Consider the following 18,550-nt stretch of genomic DNA (forward strand, 5'->3'; position numbering starts at 1 on the left):
TTACACCACGGACCGGCCGGGAGATTTGCGGTTTAGGCAAAGCTTTCGGGCGAGGGGCAAGACGTTCTTCAGGCTTGCCCTGGTCCCTCGGCCGCATGTTATCAACAACAACCGGAAGTGGCAACTTTCAACTTTTAGTTAAATCATTTACAGAATGGAGTTAGCGATATGCGTAAATATGGTGTTATTGGATTAGGTCAAGTTGGGGCAACCGTTGCCTATACGTTAGTACAACACGGCACGGTTGATGAATTGGTGCTAATCGATCATAACGAAGCGTTAGCACAAGCACAAAAGTTAGATTTGGATGATGCCTCACCACGTCTGGGTTCGACCACGAAGATTATTTTGAATGATTATTCAGCCTTAGCCGACGCTGAAGTGTTGATCGTAGCTTCCGGCAATATCGGGGCCATCGACATGACCAGTCCCAAGGGGCGGTTTGGCGAATATGATTCCAATCAAGCTATTGTTCGTGATATTGCGCCAAAAATCGTGGCTTCTGGGTTCAAAGGTATCTTGATCGACATCATGAACCCTTGTGATGTCATGACCGATTACTTACAACGCATGACTGGCTTTGACCGTAACCGGGTCTTTGGGACGGGGACGTTCTTGGACACCGCACGGATGCAGAAGTACGTTGGTCAAGCACTGCACACAAACGGTAAAAATGTGGCCGGCTATGTTTATGGCGAACACGGTAACTCACAATTTGTTGCTTGGTCGACGGTTTCAGTCAATGGGCAATCAATCGCTAACTTCAAGGATCTGGACTTAAAACAGCTTGAAGAAGATGCACGTCAAGGGGCTTTTGCCGTCATGGCTGGGAAAAAGTATACGAATTTTGCCATTGCCACTTGTGGGGTACGTTTGGCGGAAGCCGTCAGTGCGGATGAACAGTTAGCTTGTCCCGTTTCAGCATTTGATCCAGACTTTGGCACCTATGTGGGGATGCCAGCCGTTATCGGTAAAAATGGTATCGAATCCTTGATTCATTTGGACTTGACCGCTGATGAACAAGCCTCATTGGCATCGTCAGCGAAATTTATCAAGTCAAAAGTTGACGTTTTACCACAAGCTACTAAGTAATTTTAAAAAATAAGTTAAAGCTAGTCGGTTCAGCGTGAGTTTTCGTTGGAGCGGCTTTTTGCTGTCCTGGTGGGGCGTTAGTCCGTTGAAAGTCACGTGTAACCAATGTGCAAAGCCGCGCAATCATGCTAAAATAAAGGTTAAACTGAGCAATCGAGGTTATTATGGAAGCACAGAAATTAGCAACTTTAAAAGCTGATGTCATGAAGTTACGTCAGCATTTACGTGCTGGTGATTTGTATCAATCCCTCCCGCAGCGGCTGGGATACTTGATTGATCAAATCCCAGTGACCCCTGCAACGACCGTGACGATACCGGATGACGGGGAAATTTTAGACTTAATCAAACAATTACATGCTGGCCTTGAAGCCGGGACTTTAACTGAAATTACGGATGCGCAACTGCAACAGTTGTTACAACATTTAGGTTCAACTGATCCCGCCGTGCGCGATCGGGGCTGTTACTACTTACTGAATGAGGCACTCCAGCAACAGTTGTTGACCAATGAACAGTTGGGGACGATCTTCGATGTGGTTAGCCAAGATGCGCAATTATTTGCCCACATTGATCAATCTGAAAATGATGCTGTTTATCAACGGTCGTTTTCAATTTTGATCTTGTCAGTCTTATTGTACGCGGATCATGCCGGTATGACGTTTATGACGCCAGCACGGCTAGAACTTGTGGTGCAGCAGTTTACGACTTATTTACTGTTGGAACGCGATACGCGCGGCTTTGTCACCGACCATGGTTGGGCACATGCCTATACGCACATCGGCAATTTATTAGATGAATTGGCGGATGAGAGCCAACTGGCACGTGCGGATAAATTGATGATGCTGGCTTGTTTGATTGAACGTTATCAGCGTCTGACGACCCCACTAATTTTTGGCGAGGCTGAACGATTGTCGACCTACTTGGCGTTGATTACCACCAAGGATGAGTTATATTCTGATTATCTCTTGCGGGCCTTTAAAAAATGGCACCAACAATTAGTGATGCAGCCAGCTCCGGCGACAGCGACGGCTTGGACGCGCGTGTTTAATCGGAATCGTTTATTAGAGGCCATGGCGTTACACGATGATTTTCCCACGGCCATCGTTGATTATTTAGATGATGAATTAGAGTTTTTAGGGTAGTTTTGGAAGGAAGTTACGCTGATGCAAGCAAAAGCAGTTGGATTATACGCGGGTCACGAGATCAGTGATCCCAAGGCATTGGAGGATGTGACGTTGACTGTAACGCAGCCAACCGGACGCGATGTTTTAGTCGCCGTCCAAGCCGTTTCGGTCAATCCAATTGATACGAAACAACGTCAGGTTCAGCCAGCAACCACGACGCCGCGGGTGTTAGGTTTTGATGCCGTTGGTCGCGTCATCGCGGTAGGGCCGGAAGTCACAAGTGTGATGACCGATGATATCGTTTATTATGCCGGCGCGGTTGATCGCCCTGGGAGTAATGCGCAGTACCAATTGGTTGATGAACGGCTAGTGGCGTTAGCGCCAAAATCGTGGGACCTGACCGCTGCGGCTGGTTTGCCATTAACTGGGCTGACGGCATGGGAAGCGTTGTTTGAAAAATTAGCTTGGCAACCCGCTAAAAATGCCAATGTTGGTCATTCAGTCTTGATCATCAATGGCGCTGGCGGCGTTGGTTCAGTGGCGATTCAGTTGGCAAAATGGGCTGGCCTAACCGTGATCACGACGGCTGGTCAACCAAAAACGACGGCGTGGGTCAAAGCCTTAGGCGCAGATATCGTATTGGACTATCATGACGATTTAGCCGCCCAATTAGCGACTCACCAAGTCAAAGCGGTCGATAGTGCGATTTTGTTACAATCTACTGATCAGTATTTGCCCATCGTGGCGCCATTAATGCGGCCACTTAGCACGATGGTCGCGGTGGTGACAAATGCCAAACCGTTACCAATGGCGTTATTGAAGCCCAAGAGCTTGAATTTTGCTTGGGAGTTTATGTTCACGAAGGCCAATTATCAGTTGCCAGAATTAGCGACTCAAGGAATGATGTTAGCTAAAATGGCTCAATTGGCAGATGATGGGATTTTACAGCCAACGACCAAAAAAGTCATCAAAGGGATTAACGCGAAAACGCTAACTGAGGCCCATCAGATTGTTGAAACCGGACAAATGTTAGGAAAGTTAGTGTTAACTGCGCCATTTAATGGATAATAGCGGTTACAACGTTGCAAAACTATTTCCAATTTTAGTAAGATATTGTAGAATTAGAGAAGCCGTAATATGAAATAAATCTTGATAGGATGAACAAAAAATGGACACACAGAAAAAGATCCATGTAGGCATGTTGTTTGGCGGGAACTCTTCTGAACATGATGTTTCGAAGCGTTCAGCTCATAATATTTATGACGCAATGGACAAGAAAAAGTATCAGATCGACTTATTCTTGATTACGAAGAATGGGATTATCTTAAGTGATGCTGCGACACGCCGGGTCTTTGCTGGGGAACCAGAAGACAAAGTGGTCGCAGAAGAATTGCCGAAATTGGATATGAGTGATCCATTGGCCCCAATCAAGAATTTGGCGGCGGCCAAGGATATTGATATCTTTTACCCAGTGGTACATGGGAATTTGGGCGAAGATGGGACCTTGCAAGGGTTATTTAAACTATTGAAGAAACCTTATGTTGGGAGTGGCGTATTAGCTTCAGCTGCCAGCTTTGATAAGGACATTACCAAACAAATTTTGACGCATCATCATATTCAAAATACCAAGTATGTGGTTGTGACGCCCGAAAATCGGGAACAAATGACATACGCTTATTTGGCAGAACACGTTGGTAAGCACTTGTTTATCAAGCCCGCTAACCAAGGGTCGTCAGTTGGGATTCATAAAGCTGAGAACGAACAGGACTATTTGGACGGTTTAGCAGATGCGTTCAAGTATGATTACAAAATCTTAGTTGAAGAATCAATCGACAATCCGCGTGAAGTTGAATGTTCAATTTTAGGGAATGAAGATGCCGTTGCTTCTAAGCTCGGTGCCATCGACGTCCCAAAGAGTGATACGTTCTATGATTACAATAACAAGTTTGTGGATGCGAGTGGGGTCACTTTCGAATTACCAGTTGATCTACCAGCTGATTTGACGAAACGGATTCAAGACATGTCATTGGGTGCTTTTAAAGCGCTCGGTTTGAAGGGCATGGCGCGAGTAGACTTCTTAGTTTCTGAAGATGGCGAGCCATACTTGGGTGAAATCAACACGTTGCCTGGGTTTACCAACATTAGTTTGTATCCAAAGCTTTGGGAAGTTTCAGGGATTAATTATACTGATTTGATTGATCGGTTAATCCAACTTGGCTTTGACGAGTTTAAACGTCAGTCAGAAATTCATTACGATTTTGTAGCGTTAGACGCTGAATAAAAACAGTCAGCTGTGAGGCGGTTGGGATGAAAGTAATTTCATTCTGACCGCCTTTTGACTAATTCGGGGGGATGGGAAAATGTTGGCACGCGGCCGACACAATTTAAGACTGGGGTTAGCTAGCCTCCAAGGTCCGTTTGGGTGCTGGTGGTTTGGTGGCCTCGGACTAGCAGTGGCAGTCAAGTGGCTCGGAATTCAAGTTGGCGGCTGGGTGAGCGGGATTGGTTTACTGGTGCTCAGTTGTTGGTTACCCTTGGTTGCTGAACGGATGGGGCCGCAACACTGGTCTTGGCGGCAATGGGGTTTAATCTGGGTGAGCCAACTCGCCTTGGCACTGCTTTGGTTGCCCCTTGGTTGGGGTGGCTATCTCGCGACGTTGCAAGCCAGTCTTCAGTTACCGGCTGACTGGCAAAATCACCTCTTTATGACGCGGTATGATTGGTTGCCTTGGCTTGTGCCAATTTGGTTAGTGCTGTGGCTGGGGTCGTTTAAGTGGTTACCGGCTTGGCGCGCTCAACTGCGCCAGCCTACGAGTTGGCGCCAGCTATGGGTGACTGGTTGGCATCAGCGGTGGTGGGCAGTTGTTCGCCGCCTAGCCCGTTTAGGCTTGATGTTGATTGGTTGGCTAATCCTAGCGGTGGGCTTAGTACTTGTGACTGGTGGCTTAGAGCTGATGTCGGTGCCCGTGGGACGTGTGGCAGCCATTGTGAGCTTGACCGGGTTGCAAGTTGTTGGCTGGGTTATTTTAGCGGGCTGGTGGGCCGATTGGTTTGAACAGCCGTTATCAGTGGGCCAGGTTCGGCAGCACTGGTGGTTCGTTGGACTCAGTCTCCTAGCACTTGTGTTTTCATTGGGCTGGCTCCAAACGCCTCCAACGACCGCACCAGCCATTATTGCGCATCGTGGGGTCAATGGTGAAGATGGCGTTCAAAATACCACCGGTGCGCTTAAACGGACGGTTAAGGCGACTCGGCCGGCCATGGTTGAAATGGATATTCAGCCAACTGCCGATGCGCATTGGGTCGTGATGCATGATCCAACCCTGCGTAATTTGGCGGATCGCCCCGGACCAGTTCAAGCTTATCAACTGGATCAGTTAGCCGGCTTGCCTTTGGCAGAACATGGGCAGCACGGTGAGTTGAGTACTTTTGACCACTATTTGGCGACTGCCCACAGGTTGCGACAACCGTTATTAGTTGAAATCAAGGCGGTGGGCAATGCGGTACAACTGATTTCACCCTTTGCAGATCGTTATGCTAAGGTACTTGAGCAACGCGGTAGTGCGGTACATTCATTGGATTATACGGTGATTGTTCGCTTGAAACAGCGCACGCAAAAAATTCGGGTGGGTTATATTACACCCTTTTATCTGACCAACTTTACGACCAATGTGGCGGACTTTTATTCGCTGCAGGCACTAACCATCACGCGGGAACAACTCGCAGCGGCCAAAAGGTCAGGCAAGCCCGTCTATTTGTGGACTGTCGATCGTGGCAGCATGATGCAACGGCTAAGCACGATGCGACCAGCCGGACTGATCACGAATCAACCCGGTCGGTTACGTCGGCTACAACAACAGCCGCAACATTATTATTTTTACCAGTTGATTAATTGGTTGATTAATTTATGAAAGTCCATGACTGGAAAATGAGAGAATTAAAACTCGGAGAGGAAGTTAACGCCTTTCATTGTCGCAATTGTGGTGTGGTTTTGTTTGACAAATATAAACGTTGATTTGAACCACTTTGAACCGGTTTCGCTAGTCTGGTGACTCAGTTAACTTTGGGTAAATTAGTTCCGTTAACTAATCAGAAACCTGAATAATTATTAAGTGACCTGCCACATCAAGCATGGTATAACTTAATATTAAATAAGAATTACTCTTATTTCTTGCGTATTATCACTTATCTGAATATAATAATATGCGTAATTGGTATTGTCCAATTAGTTAATATTGGGGTACTGATTATTTAATCGATGCTTGAGGATTGATTAGGTGTTAGCGACGGTAAGTTTGCGAGTGGGGTCGGGCTTAGCGGTGATCAAATTAGTGTTAGGTTGAGAGTAGTCGATAAAAGAGGGGTTTAAGATGAGAATATTGGGAGAGAAAGTTCGGCAATTCCGCAAGCGTAAAGGCATGTCGCAAAAGGAATTGGCGGAGGGTATTTGTACCCAGGCAACGATTAGTTTAATTGAAAAGAAGAGCAAGATTCCGAGCATGAAAATTATGATGAAGATTTGTAATCGATTAGGAATTCGGTTATCGGATGTCATTGTGGAAAATGATGATCAGTTATATCGGACTTTCAAAAAAATTGATTCTTTGATTCGTCATGATCAGTTAGTCGCGGCCAATGAGGTCTTTACCAAAATTCGGCCGAAACAATTGCGGAGTAACACGGATAAGAAACAATATTACTATTACGAAGGTTACCTGCAATTGGTTTTGAGCGACAATGCGGATGAAGCGATTTTTAACTTTGGGATGTTATTAAATCAATTTGTAAAGTCAAGTCATGATATGTTTGCGATTTTAGCGACCTTGGGGACTGGTTTGGCCTATGAACGGAAACAATCGTACGACAAGGCCGAGATCTTCGTCAAGCAAGCCGTCGCAACGTTACACACGATGGATGCCCAAGCCATGCCAATCGGTGACGATGATTATTTGCAAAATGAGATCTTGATCTACGCGTCAGCGGCTCAGCTGTATGCTAAAATCAATTTCCCAGAAGAAGCGTTGGAATTGATCGACCTCGCGCTGAAAAAAGCGCAAGAAAGTCAGTCATTGTACTTGTTAGACCGACTTTACGCGCAGAAGGCCGCTAATGAAGTGGTCTTGAACAACATCGTTTCGGCGCATGATCATTATTACGTGGCGTATGCACTAAGTTTAGTGACGCACAATGATAAATTAACTCAGAAGATTATTAAAGAAATGGCTGAATACCACATTGCTCCCTTGCAAGTGGCCAACGAAGCCTAACTAAAAATGACGTCCAGCCGCATCAGTCGCGCTGGACGTTTTTTAGGCCACCGAATCAAAACGACCTAATGAGTGGTGGTCTACCGCTGAGTCGGCTATAATACTGCAACTAGTTAGTCCATGCTTTTGAGGTGTAAACATTTTAACGTTTTAGTGCGAGCCAATGACCTTTGGAGGGATTGAAATGGTTAAAAAATGGGGCGCCGTTGCTTTGGTGGGTGCGATCGACAGTGTGATTTTATGCTGGCTTTGGGGGGCTTGGCATCATTGGCAATCACCACTGATGGTTGGGCAACAGCTATTAATTGTGATTACGGTGGCTTTTGCTTTGTCGTTCGTCGCACCGTTTTTATTAGCACAAAGTTTTCAATGGCAGCCGCACCAAGTGATGTGGCATTGGCTACTCGGCTGGTTAGGGTATGGGATTTTATTGCTAGTCGTCCCAGGCTGGTTTAAACCAGCTCAAGCCATTGAGATTGGAAATGGTTTTCTATGCAGTTTCTTCGGTATCTTGTGTGTTGACGCGCCACGCAATCGAACCCTTGGCATTCGGGTAAGTTGGACCTATGCTTCCGAAATGGTTTGGCAGCGAACGAATCGGTTAGGGGGCTGGTTGTTGTATGCCAGCGGCCTGATTGGTATTGGACTCAGTGCTTGGAAGCCGGTTGCCGGACCAGTGTTAGTCTTCATTCCTGTAATACTCAGCGGTGGCATTGCGCTAGGTTACGCTTATTGGTTATCGCATCAGTCACATCTGTTTAATTAGCCTTAAAAAAGCATTCTGATGATCCTTCGATTGAAAGGTCGTCAGAATGCTTTTTAACTGGTTAAATTATTTTTTCTTAGGTTTTGGTGCTGGTTTGTTAGCCAAATCAGTCCGAACGACGAGAACATCACAAACCGCCATCCGGGTAACGTATTCCGTGACCGAACCAATCAACAAGCGTTCGACCGCGTTTAACCCAGTTGCACCGATCATAATCAAATCAATGCCTAAATCCTTTGGAACATCACGCGCGATAATGGTCTTTGGTGCGCCGTACTCGATCGAGTAATCGACGTTGTCCAAGCCTTCTGATTTCGCTTCTTCGACATATTTATCTAATGTCTTTTGGGCGGTATCGGTGACTTGTTCAACCATGGTCGTATCAAAACTAGAAATGTTTTGGAATGCACGGGTATCAACGACGTGCACCATGTGAACGGACGCTTTAGGGCCATTTCGTTTGGCAACGGCGACCGCCTTTTTAAATGCTAATTCCGCTTCGTAAGAACCATCAACGGGAACTAAGATGTGTTGGTATTGTTGTAACATCATTCTCACCCCTCAATACTTTATACTTATATTGTAAAGGTTTTCGTAAAAAATAAAAAGCGTTTTCTCTCAATTTACATGAAACTGATGAGAAGTAAGCCAATTGCCATCATAATTAAACAGCCGCTAGCGAGGACTAAGGCAATGACGACGGTACTTTGATAGAAGATGGTGATGGCACCGCCGATTGCAACTAATAACATGAGACTGCCACCATAGCGCGCCACGTGTTGGACGGTAGGTGACTGGGTGGGATCAAACGTGAGAAAACGTTTATTTTGGTGGCGAACTAAGTAATAACCAAGTCCGGCAGCGATTAAGGTGTAGACGAGTAAGAGTAGTGTGATCAAAATGAGTCCTCCGTGGTTTTCCTGACTGTTTTTAGTGGCGCAGGTGGCGATTTGCTGAATCTGGGTGGCTATTTTCATACTGGGTGATTTGAGCTTGATAGCCGTAACGTGCTCGCGTGGACTGAGGCTTCCGCTTGCTACGCCAGTGACAGAATGCCTAGACCGCATTGTGTCACTGGCTAGGCAATGCTCAGCAGCTCCCGGCCGGTCAAGCACTCAACAAAAAAGGGCCAGGACAAGTCCTGACCCACGGAAGTTGCCTTCCGAAAAAAACTAGTGGTGCCGTTAGTCGCCCTTCAGTATTGACCCGCTTCAAGGCAGGTGGGACCGGCTGTATAGCCTTCTAACTACCAAATGATAAGGCTTGTTATGATGACTACCTAAAGCCAATCCCAAAGTAGTATTAATTGTTCGGCAACACTTTGTTTAGAGCAATGCGCACACCTTAGTAATTTCGACTATTAGTCTAGCATATTAAAATAAAAGTTGCAATGATTGTACTAGTGGTGCGAATGTTAACGGTTTCTTCGGTTAGCTTTTAATAATTTTTTATATTGCTCACCGAGTGCCGTTTCATAGCGGCCGTTCGCCTTAGGCTGATAGTATTCCGCACCCTTGATGGCATCCGGCAAATATTGCTGGGCTACCCAATCCCCCGGGTGGTCGTGAGGGTAAACGTAGCCGACGCCGTGACCGAGTTTGACTGCACCGGCATAGTGGGCATCCTTAAGATCTGCGGGAATGTCGCCAAAATGACCACTGCGAACTTTTTCCAAGGCCCCATCGATGGCGCTCATGGCAGAATTGGACTTAGGCGATAAAGCGAGTTCGATGACCGCGTTGGCGAGCGGAATTCGCGCCTCGGGTAACCCCAGCTGGTCTGCGGCTTGGCAGGCAGTGACGGTATGTGCGCAGGCGGCCGGATTTGCGAGACCGACGTCTTCATAGGCGATAACCATCAATCGTCGCATGATACTCTTCAAATCACCGGCTTCAATTAAACGGGCCATGTAGTGGAGCGCGGCATTAGCATCCGAACCGCGAATGGATTTTTGGAAGGCTGAGATGACGTCGTAATGCGCATCCCCATCTTTATCAGCTGATAACGCCTTTTTCTGTAAACATTCCTCAATAATCTGTTGCGTGATGGTAACGCCACTCTTGTCATCAGGGGTTGAAGATAAGACGGCTAGTTCCAAGCCGTTTAGGGCACTACGGAGATCCCCATTGGTGGCAGTACATAAGTGATGCATTGCTGCTGGTTCCAGGTTCACGTGATAGTCACCCAAGCCGCGGTCGTTATCTGTTAACGCGCGGTTAACGGCAGTCTCGATATCGTCGGGGGTGAGCGGGTTGACTTGAAAAATTTGGGTTCGACTGCGAATGGCCGGATTGATACTGATATACGGATTTTCGGTGGTCGCGCCAATTAAAATGATGCGACCACTTTCCAAGTGTGGCAGTAGAAAATCTTGTTTGGTTTTATCCAAACGATGGATTTCATCCAATAGTAGGATGACCGTGCCACTCATCTTGGCCTCTTCTGCGACAATCTGTAATTGTTTTTTACTATCGGTGGCGGCGTTTAAGAGCCGAAAAGCATACTTAGTCGAGCCGGCAATCGCACTGGCGATACTGGTCTTACCAGTACCCGGTGGGCCGTATAAGATCATTGAAGAGAGTCGCTTGGCCGTGACCATGCGCGCAATGATTTTTCCGGGACCAACTAAGTGTTGTTGCCCAACGACTTCTTCGATCGTCTTGGGCCGCATACGATAGGCTAATGGTTGTTGCATAGCATCCTCCTTCTGAAAAACTAGTCTTAATTATTATAGCATTTTCTCCTATGAGAACCGATTGACGCGTTTCAACATTGACCGATGGCGCGCCGTATGATACAACAAAATTATCAAGAGTATAAGGATGGCTAAAAATATGGAAGTAGATGCAGTCGGAAAAGCAATTAGGCAATATCGGTTAGTGCCACTAGTCAGTCATTCAAACATTGGTTTGGAAGTGACCATGCAACGGGTCAATGCTCAGGGGGAACTTTCCAAGCAACCGTATCCCAAAGTGTTTGGTGACCAGCGTCAAAATCGACAGATCCACAACGCGTTTGCCCAAACTCAGTTAAAATTGACCACGCCGGCCATGGCTGATTTGACCAGTCTGATGGCGTATTTAACTGGGCTCAATACGACCGCACGGCGGGCTTTGACAACGGATGATTATCTGTGGCCATTGTCCAGTACCCCCGTGTTGCCGGCTGATTTAACCAAGATTCCGTTGGCGGAGGCTGATGAAGTTGGTTTCAAGCGTCGCCAACAACAAGCTAAAAAATATGACGTCACGAAATTAATGACGACTGGGGTACACGTCAATTTTAGTTTTAATGAACAATTATTTACGCGTTTATATACGGAGACGTTCCATCAACATTATTCCAGTTATGTTGATTTTCGTAATGCGATTTATTTGAAGGCTGCGCAAGGCTTTGTGCGGATGAATTGGTTGATCCAATACTTGTTTGGGGCAACGCCAAGTTTGAACATTGCGGATAAGCAGGCCAAGCCGCAGCGGACTAGTGTGCATAGCTTGAGTGGGCGATATAGCCAAGTCAAGGGGGACTATACGTCAATTGATCGCTATGTCTCAAAACTAGAAGCCGATGTTCGGAGCAAGAAGTTGCTCTCAATCAGCGACTTTGATGGGCCAGTCCGGTTTCGGAGTACGGGCCAGTTGAAGACACTTGGTCGTCAAGGCGTCTATTATTTGGAATATCGGGGCTTAGACCTTGATCCAACGACGGCGACTGGCGTGGATCAAAATGCCATTGAGTTTTTGCGGCTATTGGCTAGTTATTTTGTCATGATGCCGGCATTACCTACAGCAATGGTCGGTCAAGTTAGTGCGCAAGCTGACGCACTGGCGGCCCAAGTCACCGCTGAAAATCCGACGACGGCAAGCGCCCAAGCTAAGCCAGCCTTACAAGTTTTGGATGCTTTGAAGGACTTTGTCGAGAAGTACGGACTGCCAGCAAGCGATGCCGTTTTGTTGACCCACTTGAAGCAGCGCGTGAGTGATCCAAAGCAAACGCCAAGTGCCAAGGTTGCCATGCAGGCCGAGCCGTTAACTTGGGCCATGCAACAAGCTAAGGCGTATCAGGAAGCAGCTCATAGCCAACCGTTTAACTTGCCTGGCTATACGACGTTGGACTTATCTAGCCAGCTATTAGCTGAGCAAGCTTTGGCGCGTGGCATCAAGGTCGACGTGGTCGATGCACAAGCGAATATTATGCGCTTGACGCATGCCAATCGGGCACAATTAGTCGTCGCCGGGAGTGGCACTGATTTAAATCCACAGGCCTTGACGACCGTCTTGGGGCATAAAGTGGCGGCCAAACAGATCATGGCGGAACATGGCGTCCAAGTACCAGCCTCTCAGACGTATCGGTCGGCTAATCAGTTGATTGATGACTATGATCGTTATGCTCAAGGTGGGGGGATCGTGCTGAAGGGGACCGAATCGACACATACTGTCGTGGCCTTTCGGATCATGCCGAAACGGGAACTCTTTGAACAAGTCGTCCGGCAACTCTTTGAACAGACGAAGACGGTCATGGCAGAAGAGTTGATCGTTGGGTCAAGTTATCGCTTCTTAGTGATCGACGGGAAAGTTCAAGCAATTGTTGAACGGATTCCGGCCAATATTGTCGGTGATGGCCGCTCGACTGTGCAAACACTCTTAGATCGTAAGAACGCCCGTGCATTGCGGGGCATGGCCTTCAAGTACCCGCAATCTGAGTTGACATTAGGGACGGTCGAACGTTATCGTTTGCAGTCTTACAATATGGACTTAGATTCAGTGGTGAGTCGAGGCACCCAGATCCTATTGCGCGAAGATGCGACCTTTGGTAATGGGTCGGATGTCTTAGATGCAACGGATGAGATGCATCAGTCATACATCGCGGCAGTTGAAAAATTAGCTGCAGACCTCAAGCTGAAAGTTGCAGGAGTCGATGTCATGATTCCTAATTTGTATGCTGAATTGACGCCGGAACATCCTGAGATGGCTGTCTATCTGGGGATTCATGCGGCACCATACCTCTATCCACATTTGTTTCCAATGTTTGGGGCAGCCCGGCCGGTTGCAGCTCAATTATTAAAGACGTTATTTCCAGAAGTTTAAGCTGATTTAATGAAACTAAAAAAAGGCGCCTACTGACCAGTTATTCGGTCAGTAGGCGCCTTTAGCTTAGAATAATTTTTTTAATTTTCCAAACAAACCAGTTGCTTTTTTAGGCGTGGTTGCTTGGGTACTTTCAGGTTGGTAACGTTGGTCGATATCGATCACATCTTGATTAATTGCAGTAGTCGCCGTGAAAATGAGGGCGTAATTCTCGTCACCAGTGCGGTAAATATCATCCGTCTTAATGGTGAACTGAATATTGGCTTTCGCCGCAGCTTGCAGGTAGGGACCGAGTATGTCTTGGTCAAGATTGCCATTAATGTACAAGCGGTAATCTGGGTGCGTTGAAAAGGCCAAATTGAGCTGATCAACGTAGTGATGGCGCTTGATTTGGTAGACGGTGACGGCAACTTCGACACGCTCGCGAAACGTCCCAAGATATTTATTTTGTTCATCTGGGTGGAGCTGTGGGGTCCCGTGCATCGCACTTTGAATCCGATCAACGGGTTGCATATCTTTGTCAGCCATTGTCAAACATCCTTTCTCCGATTATCATACAATTGTAGCATGTTCCAGACCTAAAAGCGAAAAACGAAAGCAGGGAAAGTTGTGTTTACAAAGTCAGACTTTAACTTATTCGATGATCCGACTTTAACCGGTCGGATGACCCAAATTAAAACGGTAATTGATCCGAAATTTGAGGCAATTACGCCGCAACTCTTACCAATTCTGCAAGCGGGCGGCCAAACGTTCACCCCGCACATTGCCAAGCACTTGCGACGGTTTAAGAATCCGCCAGTTGATACTTGGGTGGCTTTTAGTGAAAATAAGCGAAGTTATAAAGGGTTACCACATTTTGAATTAGGCTTATGGCCGGATCGGTTGTTTTGTTACTTTGATATTTTAGATGAGAGTAAGGCCAAAGTTCAAGCTGTCGTATCACCGGCCGACCTACAAGCGTTGTTCAACCAGTTGCCGACAGACTATGTCATCAGTAATGACCACAGTAAGGCCGAAATGCAACTGGCAACATCGCCCAATGTGACGGCGGCGATTAAAAAGTTTGGTCAATACAAGCATAGCGAATTGGTCGCGGGTCGCGCAATTAAGTTGGCGTCACCGTTGTTAGCGGATGATGCGGCCCAATTAGTTTATATTCAAACAACGTTGAAAACACTGTTACCAATTTACGAGCCAATCATGGCAGCCTTGAAATAAAGGTTGAAGACCGCTCATTTATCTAACTGTGATTCCTAATCAGGATAGTTGATAATTGCCGCTTCCGGTTGTTGTTGATAACATGCGGCCGAGGGACCGGGACAAGCCTGAAAAACGTCTTGTTCCTCGCCCGGAAGCCTTGCCAAACCCGCAAGTCTCCCGGCCAGTCCGTGGTGTAAGACCGGAAAATCGCCGGTCAAACGCCACCCACACGGCCGATGCCATCAACAACAACCTACAGCTAGTCCACTGTTTCGAAATGATTAGTCAGTTATTTAGATTGAGCGGAATCAGTCAGAATCGATATGCTGTGTCGGCAGGCTAGCTGGCGTGGCGTTGAGGCGCAAAAACGGATTCTGATTGACAGAGTGGTGGATACGTATGAGACCATTTTAGGCATAAACAATGCGAGTATTAGTGGGGTTCACGACAGTTTTGATACTTTGGTTATGTTAATACATTGTTCCAAGTTTTAGGTCGGTATTGAGTAAGACGAGCCGAGAGGGTAGGAAAATTTAGGGCTCAGTGGTGAAGTTGGCCTTAGCTGGCGGTGGGGTACCGGCGGCTTAGGCCAAGCGTGGCTTTCGAGACCGCAGTTTGGCTCGAAAACGCGCCACCACGTTCCAGCCCCTAAATTTTTCTGCCCGGTAGGCGACAACCGAAAATCTATCCAGCAAGTTTCGGAAGACAAAAAAACACGCCGCAAATGCGACGTGTTTTTAATAACTGGAAAATTAAAGTTTGTTGTAGTATTCAACGATAAGTGATTCGTCGATGTCTGCTTCAAGTTCTTCACGTTGTGGTAAGCGAGTTAATGACCCTTCAAGCTTATCAGCATCGAATTGAACGAAGTTAGGACGTGACACAACGGCTTCAACAGCACCAGTGATTACGACTAATTTCTTAGACTTTTCACGAACTGAGATAACTTGGCCGACTTGCACTTCGTATGAAGGGATGTCAACGCGTTTGCCATCAACAGTGATGTGACCATGGTTTACTAATTGACGAGCTTGGCGACGAGTGGTAGCCAAACCTAAACGGTAAACCATGTTGTCTAAACGACGTTCGAGTAAGATCATGAAGTTAACACCATGCTTACCTTCGCGGATCTTACCAGCTTTGATGAATAAGTTGGCGAATTGACGTTCAGTTAAACCGTACATCATCCGTAACTTTTGCTTTTCGCGTAATTGAGTACCGTATTCAGAAAGCTTTGAGTGACGACCTTGACCATGATCACCAGGAGCATAAGGACGACGAGCTAATTCTTTACCAGTACCTGAAAGAGACATTCCCAAACGACGGGAGATCTTCCAACTTGGACCTGTATAACGAGACATATGTTGTTTCCTCCAATAATTTTAGTTGGAGTAAAATAATCCGATGCAAGTTCGATATTCGTTCAGATTGGACTGCAGGTTTCACCATTGCAGCCGCAGGTTACTAACTGACCAAAAATTTGGCACCAATCTGTTGACGAGCTTACCCACTCACTGCTGCATTATTTTACACAAAGAGTAGCATAGCATGCCGACCCCACTTTAGTCAATGTGTTGCACGAGAATCTTGGCAAATTCGGCCAATTCAGCTTCATTTTCAGCAGTGAAACGGTCTAACAGTGGTGAATCAATATCCATCACGCCAATTTTATGGCCATTTTTAGTCAATGGGACGACGATTTCAGCGTTGCTGGCACTGTCACAGGCGATGTGACCAGGAAATTCATGGACATTGGCGACCCGATGAATCTGTTGATCAGCAAAGGCGGTCCCAACCACGCCAGCACCGACTTTAATGTGCATGCAGGCGACTTTGCCTTGGAAGGGCCCAAGATCGAGTGAATCAGTCGCAGAATTATAAAGGTAAAAACCGGCCCAGTTTAAGTCGGTGTAAGTGTCATTAATTAATGCACTTGCGTTGGCTAAGTTTGCGACCAAATTGGTTTCATCATAAAGAAGTGCGTCCAATTGTTGGTTCATAAGTGAAGTTTGCGTCTCTGACATGAAAAATCCTCCTAGAAGTTGGCAATTTCATACTGCTTGATAATTGCGGGTATGCTATAATTTAGGTTAGATTTTAATTGGAATTTGCGCAAAAAGCAAGGTTGCAGTTCGACAGGGCGAACTCGTAACTAAACCATTAGCCATTAATTTAATTTAAGTAAGGGGTATTCATATGCAAGTAGCAATCGGTATTGTGGTTGTCGCGCTTGTGATTTACGCTGCAATCAAAGGCTTTCAACTGTACATAGATAAACAAGTTCGACAGTTAACGGCGCGTCAGCAAGCGTTGGTCGAACGTGCGCAGGCGACTGATTTTGAAAAAATTGAAGGTCTGGGATTAACCGGTGGGTCACTAGTCAAACTAGAGACGCTGCAAAATCATGGTCAGGCCGTGCGCAACGATCGCTTGCCGGCCATCAGTGAACAATTGACCCAAATTACCGCCGCCGCCCACAGTATTAAATTTATGGACGCTAATCAAAATATTAAAAAAGTTGACCAAGCTTTAGTTGAGCTAGGATCGACCTTTGATGAGATCGATAAGGGTTTGAAAGCTTTAGATGAAGCAGATCAAGCGCACCGACAAGCGGTAGCTAGCCTTGAAAAGAAATATCAGAATTTACGGAAAACATTGTTATCACAAAACTTTTCGTTTGGACCCAGTATTGATCGTTTAGAGGATCGGCTGGCTAATTTGGAAAACGATTTTGATAAGTTCTCCAAATTAGCCAAGGCCGGCGATCATGACGCTGCCGAACAAGTTTTGGATAAGCTCCGGCATGATACGAGCGCGTTAGAGATGGACATTGATCGGATTCCACCAATTTATAAAGATCTCGTCAGTGGCTTTCCTGACCAACTCAGTGAATTGGAAACCGGTTATCGGCAATTAACTGATCAACATTTCCATTTTGAAGTCGCAAAAATCGAACCTGAAATTCAAGCGTTGACGAAAGCAATCGACGACAACACTAAGTTACTTGGAGATTTGAAAGTTTCGGATGCCGAAGCTGGTAATCATGCGATTGAAAAACGGATCGATCATCTTTATGACGTGATGCAAGTTGAAATTGATGCGAAAGCCACGGTTGACCGGAAACAGGATGAAATCAGTCAATTCTTGACGCACGCCACGAATCAAAATCAACGGTTACAACTTGAATTGGATCGGCTGGCCCAAAGCTATGCCTTAAATGATCATGAAGTTGAACGGACGCGGGAACTCGGTGAACAATTGAAGACGATTCAGGATGTCTATCAAGCAGATATGACGGCCTTAACGACGAATCAAGCTGTCTTTAGCCAAATTGCCAACCATTATACGGAACAAGACAAACAATTAAAAGGCATCGAAGAAGAACAAGTGGCCATTAATGACGGGGTTGCGGGTTTAGCTGCGGAAGAGTCCAAGGCGCATGATACCTTACAACGCTTTGACTTCGAAATTCATGCCACCAAGCGTCAGGTTGAAAACTTGAACTTGCCGGGCTTGCCGAAAGATTACTTGGACTATTTCATGGTCGTGACGAAAGAGATCGAACGACTTGATCACGATATTAATAAATTAGTTATTAATATGGATGATATTACGAAACAGTTGATTGTAATTCAGGGTGATATGGCGACTTTAAAGGAGAAGACGACAGATCTCATTGATTCAGCCGTCTTGTCGGAACAGCTGTTGCAATACGCGAACCGTTATAAGACGAACCATGCGGACGTCCAAGCGGCTAGTGCGGAAGCGCAAAGGTTGTTTAACGAAGACCATGACTACGCACACAGCTTAGAAGTGATTGCGACCGCAATTGACAAAGTTGATGCAGGTGCTTATAAACGGATCGAAGATAGTTATTATACGCAGAAACAAGCGGATGCTGAGTAAGTGTTCGGTAATGAAAGCCACTATTATCAAGTGGCTTTTTGTTTGCGCTAAAAACAAAAAGGCTTGTTTCAGGTTATTTATTTGGTATAATTGCAAAGAATTCTTATCGAA

The 18,550-nt window shown here is 46.2% G+C and carries 16 protein-coding genes and 1 other RNA gene; 10 read left to right on the plus strand and 7 right to left on the minus strand.

From position 1 onward, the window contains the following. Window positions 1–168: 168 nt before the first annotated feature. From FFM70_RS04270 to FFM70_RS04300, 7 genes are all read left to right on the plus strand, one after another. The gene (locus tag FFM70_RS04270; RefSeq protein WP_137615608.1) at window positions 169–1,092 is read left to right on the plus strand and encodes an L-lactate dehydrogenase; all 924 of its coding nucleotides are present in this window, start codon (window positions 169–171) and stop codon (window positions 1,090–1,092) included. A gap of 164 nt (window positions 1,093–1,256) precedes the next feature. Next, on the plus strand, window positions 1,257–2,231 hold the full coding sequence (locus tag FFM70_RS04275) for a DUF2785 domain-containing protein (protein WP_137615609.1): 975 nt from the start codon (window positions 1,257–1,259) through the stop codon (window positions 2,229–2,231). Between the two features lie 21 nt (window positions 2,232–2,252). After that, on the plus strand, window positions 2,253–3,281 hold the full coding sequence (locus tag FFM70_RS04280; protein WP_137615610.1) for a zinc-binding alcohol dehydrogenase family protein: 1,029 nt from the start codon (window positions 2,253–2,255) through the stop codon (window positions 3,279–3,281). A 100-nt stretch (window positions 3,282–3,381) separates the two neighbouring features. Continuing rightward, the gene (locus FFM70_RS04285; RefSeq protein WP_137615611.1) at window positions 3,382–4,494 is read left to right on the plus strand and encodes a D-alanine--D-alanine ligase family protein; all 1,113 of its coding nucleotides are present in this window, start codon (window positions 3,382–3,384) and stop codon (window positions 4,492–4,494) included. A 79-nt stretch (window positions 4,495–4,573) separates the two neighbouring features. After that, on the plus strand, window positions 4,574–6,124 hold the full coding sequence (locus FFM70_RS04290; RefSeq protein WP_137615612.1) for a glycerophosphodiester phosphodiesterase family protein: 1,551 nt from the start codon (window positions 4,574–4,576) through the stop codon (window positions 6,122–6,124). 459 nt (window positions 6,125–6,583) lie between these two features. After that, complete coding sequence (locus FFM70_RS04295) at window positions 6,584–7,480, plus strand: helix-turn-helix transcriptional regulator (protein ID WP_137615613.1); 897 nt, start codon at window positions 6,584–6,586, stop codon at window positions 7,478–7,480. Between the two features lie 184 nt (window positions 7,481–7,664). Continuing rightward, window positions 7,665–8,246 carry an SdpI family protein gene (locus FFM70_RS04300; protein ID WP_171002294.1) on the plus strand — a complete coding sequence of 194 codons (582 nt, stop codon included), beginning with the start codon at window positions 7,665–7,667 and terminating at the stop codon, window positions 8,244–8,246. Window positions 8,247–8,312: 66 nt separating this feature from the next. Here FFM70_RS04300 and FFM70_RS04305 read toward each other — a convergent pair whose 3' ends face one another. The 4 genes from FFM70_RS04305 to FFM70_RS04320 form a co-directional block, all read right to left on the minus strand. Next, window positions 8,313–8,795, minus strand: coding sequence for a universal stress protein (locus tag FFM70_RS04305; RefSeq protein ID WP_137615615.1), 483 nt, complete (start codon window positions 8,793–8,795; stop codon window positions 8,313–8,315). 74 nt (window positions 8,796–8,869) lie between these two features. Further along, window positions 8,870–9,145, minus strand: a complete 276-nt coding sequence (locus tag FFM70_RS04310) for a hypothetical protein (protein ID WP_137615616.1) — start codon at window positions 9,143–9,145, stop codon at window positions 8,870–8,872. A gap of 266 nt (window positions 9,146–9,411) precedes the next feature. Beyond that, window positions 9,412–9,600, minus strand: a non-coding RNA gene (gene ssrS, locus FFM70_RS04315) — 6S RNA. A gap of 60 nt (window positions 9,601–9,660) precedes the next feature. Continuing rightward, a complete protein-coding gene (locus tag FFM70_RS04320) occupies window positions 9,661–10,941 on the minus strand; it encodes a replication-associated recombination protein A (protein ID WP_137615617.1) in 1,281 nt (426 codons plus the stop codon). Between the two features lie 139 nt (window positions 10,942–11,080). Between FFM70_RS04320 and gshAB the strand changes: the two genes are divergently transcribed. Then, complete coding sequence (gene gshAB / locus FFM70_RS04325; protein ID WP_137615618.1) at window positions 11,081–13,333, plus strand: bifunctional glutamate--cysteine ligase GshA/glutathione synthetase GshB; 2,253 nt, start codon at window positions 11,081–11,083, stop codon at window positions 13,331–13,333. A 66-nt stretch (window positions 13,334–13,399) separates the two neighbouring features. On the opposite strand, the gene FFM70_RS04330 is transcribed toward gshAB, so the two are convergent. Continuing rightward, window positions 13,400–13,861, minus strand: a complete 462-nt coding sequence (locus tag FFM70_RS04330; RefSeq protein ID WP_137615619.1) for a YueI family protein — start codon at window positions 13,859–13,861, stop codon at window positions 13,400–13,402. Window positions 13,862–13,942: 81 nt separating this feature from the next. Here FFM70_RS04330 and FFM70_RS04335 point away from each other — a divergent pair, with 81 nt between their 5' ends. Further along, a complete protein-coding gene (locus FFM70_RS04335) occupies window positions 13,943–14,551 on the plus strand; it encodes a DUF1054 family protein (protein ID WP_137615620.1) in 609 nt (202 codons plus the stop codon). Window positions 14,552–15,285: 734 nt separating this feature from the next. Here FFM70_RS04335 and rpsD read toward each other — a convergent pair. Next, on the minus strand, window positions 15,286–15,894 hold the full coding sequence (gene rpsD / locus FFM70_RS04340; protein WP_137615621.1) for a 30S ribosomal protein S4: 609 nt from the start codon (window positions 15,892–15,894) through the stop codon (window positions 15,286–15,288). Window positions 15,895–16,095: 201 nt separating this feature from the next. Continuing rightward, window positions 16,096–16,557 carry a GAF domain-containing protein gene (locus FFM70_RS04345; protein WP_137615622.1) on the minus strand — a complete coding sequence of 154 codons (462 nt, stop codon included), beginning with the start codon at window positions 16,555–16,557 and terminating at the stop codon, window positions 16,096–16,098. Window positions 16,558–16,729: 172 nt separating this feature from the next. On the opposite strand from FFM70_RS04345, the gene ezrA reads away from it, so the two are divergent. Further along, window positions 16,730–18,439, plus strand: coding sequence for a septation ring formation regulator EzrA (gene ezrA, locus FFM70_RS04350; protein WP_137615623.1), 1,710 nt, complete (start codon window positions 16,730–16,732; stop codon window positions 18,437–18,439). Window positions 18,440–18,550: the final 111 nt, after the last annotated feature.

The organism is Lactiplantibacillus nangangensis, from assembly GCF_005405065.1.
Taxonomy (GTDB): domain Bacteria; phylum Bacillota; class Bacilli; order Lactobacillales; family Lactobacillaceae; genus Lactiplantibacillus; species Lactiplantibacillus nangangensis.